Annotated in this window: 6 protein-coding genes; 1 reads left to right on the top strand and 5 read right to left on the bottom strand. The window is 47.7% G+C overall.

Annotation, left to right across the window (positions count from 1 at the left end):
* Nucleotides 1-117 precede the first annotated feature (117 nt).
* The 4 genes from ACWIZX_RS05745 to ACWIZX_RS05730 are packed head-to-tail and all read right to left on the bottom strand — an operon-like array spanning nucleotide 118 to nucleotide 4,090.
* Nucleotides 118-1,104, bottom strand: a complete 987-nt coding sequence (locus ACWIZX_RS05745; protein WP_322793787.1) for a PrsW family intramembrane metalloprotease — start codon at nucleotides 1,102-1,104, stop codon at nucleotides 118-120.
* Between the two features lie 22 nt (nucleotides 1,105-1,126).
* Nucleotides 1,127-2,146 carry an AIR synthase family protein gene (locus tag ACWIZX_RS05740; protein WP_448335097.1) on the bottom strand — a complete coding sequence of 340 codons (1,020 nt, stop codon included), beginning with the start codon at nucleotides 2,144-2,146 and terminating at the stop codon, nucleotides 1,127-1,129.
* On the bottom strand, nucleotides 2,143-2,895 hold the full coding sequence (locus ACWIZX_RS05735) for a Mut7-C RNAse domain-containing protein (RefSeq protein WP_322793789.1): 753 nt from the start codon (nucleotides 2,893-2,895) through the stop codon (nucleotides 2,143-2,145). The genes ACWIZX_RS05740 and ACWIZX_RS05735 overlap by 4 nt, the downstream gene beginning before the upstream one ends.
* Entirely contained in the window at nucleotides 2,885-4,090 is a 1,206-nt protein-coding gene (locus ACWIZX_RS05730) for a radical SAM protein (RefSeq protein WP_448335096.1), read from the bottom strand. The genes ACWIZX_RS05735 and ACWIZX_RS05730 overlap by 11 nt, the downstream gene beginning before the upstream one ends.
* A gap of 106 nt (nucleotides 4,091-4,196) precedes the next feature.
* On the opposite strand from ACWIZX_RS05730, the gene ACWIZX_RS05725 reads away from it, so the two are divergent.
* Nucleotides 4,197-4,904 (top strand): histidine phosphatase family protein, encoded by a 708-nt coding sequence (locus ACWIZX_RS05725; protein ID WP_448335095.1) that lies wholly within the window; start codon nucleotides 4,197-4,199, stop codon nucleotides 4,902-4,904.
* Nucleotides 4,905-4,921: 17 nt separating this feature from the next.
* On the opposite strand, the gene ACWIZX_RS05720 is transcribed toward ACWIZX_RS05725, so the two are convergent.
* The gene (locus ACWIZX_RS05720; protein WP_322793792.1) at nucleotides 4,922-6,196 is read right to left on the bottom strand and encodes an MFS transporter; all 1,275 of its coding nucleotides are present in this window, start codon (nucleotides 6,194-6,196) and stop codon (nucleotides 4,922-4,924) included.
* Nucleotides 6,197-6,204 lie beyond the last annotated feature (8 nt).

The following is a 6,204-nucleotide window of genomic DNA, read 5'->3' as shown; positions in this document are numbered from 1 at the left end:
ACTCGGGCTCTTACCTCCGGAGGGTAATGTGATATCCACTTCACTACGGGCGCAAAAATCTGTTATTCCAATGTGCCTAGATTTTACCACGCTTTCGGCGGCGGGCAAGATTTTGAATTAACCCACCAGCGGGCTTAATTGTGCCAGTTCACCGCGCAACTGAGCGATGATTTTGAGGTTGCCTTCTTCATCCCCCAATCGGCGAAATTGATGTTTTTTATGGGCGAGTTCGGCACACAATTGATAAAAATGAGCAATTGTGGGGAATGATGGTTTACCGAAATGATTTAGAAGTGTTTTGAAGCGGGCAATATTTGAGGACGAATTAAGATACTGTTCCAAAGAAATGATGCCCAATTGCACCTCTTCTTTCAATTCCGATTGAATTAACTTTTTCTCGTGATAAATGACATACAGGATGAAAATTCCCAAGCCGAGCCAGCCCGTCCAGTCAAATAATGTTCCGATCACAATGCCGGCAATACCAGGAATGATCGAGGGGATGGTATTATGGATACTGTGTAAAGCAATTGAAAGTAACAAACCACCTGTGGGGAACAACAATCTTTTGAAGCGGTGCGGTGAAAGGCGGCCAATTGCCAAACCGATGCCAAAAAATGCGGTGTAGAATGGATGTTGCCAGCCTACCAGAATCACCCTGATAAAGACCAGGGTTAATAAACCGGTATACCCGCTTTCGAGATACCCGTAATTAAAAATATAGTAGGTATTTTCTGTGGCGGCAAAACCCAACGCTGTAATTCCTGCATACACAATTCCATCTAAAATGGAGTCAAACTCTTTGCGGTAAAAGAAAAAGACGATCAGCACGGCCATCCCTTTGAGGGATTCTTCAATGATTGGGGCGATCAGCGAACCGGTGGTTTGTTGGGCAATCAGCTCTGAGCCGGTTAAGATAAAAATTCCTGCTCCAAGCAAGGTGTTGATCAAAAAGGCAAAACCAGCTGCAACGACAGCTCCCCACACGAAAGCCCCACCCAACAGGTGGCGGGGTTCTTTCTCGTAACGGTCAAGCCAGTAAACAAAGAAGGCAAAAACCAGCATGGGTAAGAAGCCGAAAATGACCGACAGGATAAAGCCCATGTTCTGAATAACTCCCGATTATTTAGACAGTTTCATATACTCGTGCAATCTCATCGCGGGTAAATTTGGTCAGCAGTTGCCGGCCATGTTCGGTGATTTGATAAACGGCTGGCTGACCACTTTCGATTTCGCCGATGACGGAAGCGTTAATGCTCTCTTTCCGCAAGGCTTTGATAATTTCCAGACCCGATTCGGCGGAAGCGGCAATGAGGAGTGCTCCTGATGCGATGCTACCCATGGGATCTAGCCCAAAAATATTGCAAACTTTACGGGAAAGTTGAGGGATAAATATTTCAGAGGGATCAATGACCAGAGTTTTCTGACTGGCATATGCCAGTTCCCAGAGGGCGGTTGCCAGCCCGCCCTCGGTCGGGTCGTGCATGGCATGGACTTCTCCTGCTTTGACCGCAATTTCTGCATCGCGGCTTACCGAAATGCCGGGTTCTTTAAGAAAATTTTGAGCTTGATCAACTTCAAATTCGCTGAGGATGCCTTGCAGCCGCTCGGGAAATTCTTTTGCCAGCAGGGCGGTAGCCTCGATGGGGATGCCTTTGGTTAAAATCAGGACATCGCCGGGTTTAGCGCCTAAGGGAGTAATGACCTTTTCGCGGGTAGTTTCTGCAATCAAAGTGGAAACCAAAATTGGCCGATCCAAGCCGCTGGTTACTTCGGTATGTCCGCCGATCAGCACAATTCCCATTTGACGGCAGGTTTCACTCACCTCTTCGGCAATTTCTTTGACCATTGAAGGGCTGGTTTTATTCTCCGGAAGCAGCAGGGTAAGCAGCATCCATTGCGGACGTGCTCCAGTTGTGGCAATATCATTCGCGGCAATTTGTACGGCATACCAGCCGATCTGGCGGGTTGCAAATGTGATCGGTTCGCTCTTAAAGACCAGACAGCGTTCACCAAACTCAACCACCGCACAATCCAGACCAATGCCGGGGCCGACGATGACCCGCTCGGATTGAGTGGGGAGAGTGTTAATCAGTTGCTGTAAAAATTCAGGGGGTAGTTTTCCAACCGGGAATGTAAAATTCATTTTTCCTCGTTGTTGATGATGGCAAAGCGTTGGATAATCGGTTTGATGCGATCGTAGTGAGAGCCTTTCCAGTAGATTTGACCACACTGCGAACAACGGCTGAACTCGTTATAGTACTGGCGGGTTAATGGCAGCAAATGTTGAAGGATTGCCTCTTTTGCTACCCGTTCTAAGAGGCCGTTGCAGCGCGGGCAACGGGTGAAGGGTTTGAAATAGGACGCAAGTTGAAATTGGCGAGTGACCTCGTCTAACTGGGAAAGTGGGTTGTCCGCCCGCACGCAATAACCCCGCTGAATCACTTTTCTCTTCAATAAGCCGCGATCACGGGTCAAGACGATGCGACCCTGTTCGGCGGCAATTTGAGCAATATCGGCATCTTCAAATTTGGGATTGTAACCGGCATCAATACCCAGCAAGCGTAAATATGCCGTCAATTTACCCAAGTGGTTGTCCAGTATGAATTTTGGGCAATTGTCGGTGGAGGTTTGCTGATCCAGTTGACCGGGGTAAATGTGGATCAGGTCGCCAGGTAGGGGATGAAAGGTCAAGTCCGCTTCTTGCTGGTTGACAAGGATTTTCCCAACTTCGGGGTGTGGCACACCCAGGGCTTCAATAATGTGCTTGAGGGAGGTCTTTTCGCGCAGTTGAAATTGGATGGTGCAAGATTCCGATTTGGATTTAAAGAAATCGGTCAAAGCGCCATGGAAAATGACCGTAATCTCACCCCGGTAAATCGATTCAGTAGACAAATTCACGGATGTCATAGCGGCTGATGTGCGGAGTGCCTTTTTTCCCGAAAACCAAATTGTTTTCAATCGCTTCGCCCTGTTGAATACGCTTTTCTGCACTTAAGGGTTGAAGGGAATTCTGGTAAGCCGTTTGAACATAGGGGAGGTTTTCATTTTCGACCAGCTCGGAGAAGTAAATCAAATCTTCCATGTCCAGTGGCATTGCGTTGATTAACCGGATTGTATCTTGAATATGGGCTTGTGCATAAGTTTCACCACCTGCTCCCAGCAGCACGATGATTCCGACCGCCACACCGCCTGCTTTGATGTTGCGAACGGCTTGTAATACATCCTGCGGCGTGCCGGGTTTGCGTAAGAATTTAAGCAGCGGTTCATGTCCGGATTCCATGCCAATGTAAATCCGTTTCAGACCCAATTCAGCCAGGCGTGAAAAATCCTGTGGGGTTTTGCGCTCCCCGCTAAAACCATCCAGAAATGCAAAAATGCCGCCCAGTTTTTCCACATCCAGTTCCTCATGAATTACTTCCATAAGGCTGATCAAGCGTGGCATTGGAATGACAAGCGCGTTGGCATCGCCCAGGAAGATGGTGCGGCGCAAACTGAGGCCTTCCCCCAAAAATGCTTTTACTGCACGGATATGTTCTCGAAATTCATCAACTCGTTTTATTCGGAAAGGACGATCGCGGTAGAAATCGCAAAAGGTGCAGGTATTAAAGGAGCAGCCTTCGGTTGCCTGTAAAACAACCGAGATATATTGATCGGGTGGAAGAATGCCGATCGGTTTGTAAACCCGGAAATAGCCGAGTGCATCGGCTTCAGCGGCGGTGTTGTCGAAGGCGGCAGCGGTTTGTAAATCGCGCCAGCCCTTGTCGTTTAGCGGTGGGTTGAGAACAATTTTTTGAGAGCGTAAGTCGCTCGTCAGCTTGCAGAGGAGAGCATGACCGCGTTCAATTAGATCAGCCGATTCAGGTGGGGTAAGCCAACGACGCTGGCGGGTTTTCTCACCAGTCTGCCATTTGGCAACAATTTTGCCATCCAGACCACGCCGATAGGAAATTTCATCTACCAGCGCTGTCCACAGGCGACCCGCGAGGTCATAACTGAATACCTCCCTGCTCCCCATACTGATGGTGAGGCAGTTTCCTTTGACGCTGATGGTCAGAGATTGATGATTCCAGAAACCTTGATGAACCATAAACAAGATTTTTTGAACGGTATAATAAAGCGATGTTCCAAAATTATCTGTGAATTATATACCAAATAGGCACACCCTCCACCAATCGAAAAAGGAAAGCGAAATAATGCGTATTCTGTTTATTCGACATGCTCAATCAACCAATAACTTATTATGGGAACAAACCGGCAGCAGTGATGGGCGTTCCAGCGATCCAACGCTGACGGAATTGGGGATAAAACAATCGCTGGCATTATGCAATCATTTCGAGCGATATCTGTCCAGAGAGGGTGACCCTCAAATCCATAAACCAGATAGTATTCACCTTTACAGCAGCCTGATGTGGCGTTCTCTTCAAACTGCACAGCCCATTGCAGAAAAATTGGACTTAAAAATCCTGGGATGGCGGGATTTGCACGAAGTCGGTGGTGTTTATCTCAAAGATCCCGAAACGGATCTCAACATCGGTCTGCCCGGTAAGAAACCGACCGAATTACAAAGCGCTTTTCCGCGCTTGAAGTTTGTGGAGAATGTTGATCAGGAAGGCTGGTATAACGCACCTTTCGAAACGGACGAACATGCTCACTTCCGCGCCAAACGAACCATTCACCGGTTGATGGAACGCCACCGCAATACGGCCGACGTGGTGGTGATGGTCAGTCATGGTGCGTTTTTCAATTATTTTATGACGGAACTGCTGGGGGTGGCTTCTCCCTATCAGGGCTGGTTTGTGATGAACAACACGGGGGTGACCTGCATTGAAGTGGATAATGAGGGCACCTATATTGTCTTTGTCAATCGAGTTGATCACTTGCCGGTTGAGTGGGTCAGTTAGGTCTTGAGTTGGTTGACTCATCCAGCCGGGGAAGGTTGATTGCGAATAAAGATCAACTGGCGGTTACGCCAGAACATGACAAAACCGATGAGTTGCAAGGCTCCGCCGACTACCAGCGCAATGCTGAGCCCGGCAAGGTCTGCGATCAGTGTGCCAATCAGGGGTGAAAGGATGGATGATATATATTGGAGACCTTGAGCGATTGAAACAAATGTGGCGCTGTATTCGGTTGGGACGGTTTTCATCAGCTCGTCGAAAAAGACCAGATTTAAACCGGCCTGAAAAATGCCGTTGATCCCGGCGAATAAGGTGATAAGAACCACATTATGTGTACTGGCTACGAGGATTGGATAGAGCGCTGCTCCTAAGGTGGTCCAGAGCAGTACATTTCGTGAACCGCGCCGACGGGATTGTTGAGTCCAGAAAAAGTAACCCACGATGACAATCGCCGTCTGAGCCATATTGATCGTGGCAATCCAACTGTTACTGGCCTGCACTTCCCGCACAAAATAAAGCGGAAAGAGAGGTAAGGTCAAGGCTGCTCCTGAGAGGAATACAAAGCGCTTAATCACAAAAGATTGAAATGGTTTTTCACCACTCAAGAGGATGCGATATTCTTTGAGGGTTTCTCGAAGTGGCCTTTTCCCCTGTGTGTTTGGTTTTTGAAAATCGGGCAGGTTGATGTGAGAAGAAAAATAGTAACTGATTAATCCACCAATTGAAAGAAAAATAAAGATGACCTGAAAGTTGGTTGGGAATGCTATACGGTCTAAAAATTGTCCGATGATGAAAACCGCTATGGCAGTAGTAACTCCCAGAATTGACCAACGCCGGGTCATTAATTCGTAACGCAAATTGGGGCCTGCCACAGCATTCATGACCACCGAAAAGGAGATGTTCAATAAGGTTTGTGGAATTGTAGCCAACGCCCAAACGAGGAGAATGCCGGTAATCAGTGGCTGACCCTGAAGCAGAAAAGCCAGAATGCCGGTGAGAGCGTAACTCATGATGACGCCCAAACGGGCAAGACTGAACCATGGGATAATCTTTTTTTGATTTTGTAAAAATTGCCCCATGGGTATTGCCAGAATCAAGCCTGCCAGGGCTGGCATGGATGTCAATAGACCAATTTCGTAAGAGGTTGCCCCCAAACGGGTAAGAAAAACCGGTAAAAATGGCGCAGCTGCGTTCGCCAGTCCAACACCAATGGCGTCTATTTGTACATTGGTGAAATTCTTTGATTGTATCCTGTCCAGTTCTGTAGGATTTGAAAATAACTTTTTGAGGTTCACAATGGATG

It is taken from the genome of Bellilinea sp. (genome assembly GCF_053501535.1).
The sequence above is the reverse complement of the archived record's forward strand: the minus strand, read 5'-3'. Positions and strand labels throughout refer to the sequence as shown.

What these genes read in the sequence shown, in the direction of transcription:
- ACWIZX_RS05745 (WP_322793787.1), bottom strand. Translation starts at nt 1,104, where the DNA reads ATGGGCTTTATCCTGTCGGTCATTTTCGGCTTCTTACCCATGCTGGTT.
- ACWIZX_RS05740 (WP_448335097.1), bottom strand. Translation starts at nt 2,146, where the DNA reads ATGAATTTTACATTCCCGGTTGGAAAACTACCCCCTGAATTTTTACAG.
- ACWIZX_RS05730 (WP_448335096.1), bottom strand. Translation starts at nt 4,090, where the DNA reads ATGGTTCATCAAGGTTTCTGGAATCATCAATCTCTGACCATCAGCGTC.
- ACWIZX_RS05725 (WP_448335095.1), top strand. Translation starts at nt 4,197, where the DNA reads ATGCGTATTCTGTTTATTCGACATGCTCAATCAACCAATAACTTATTA.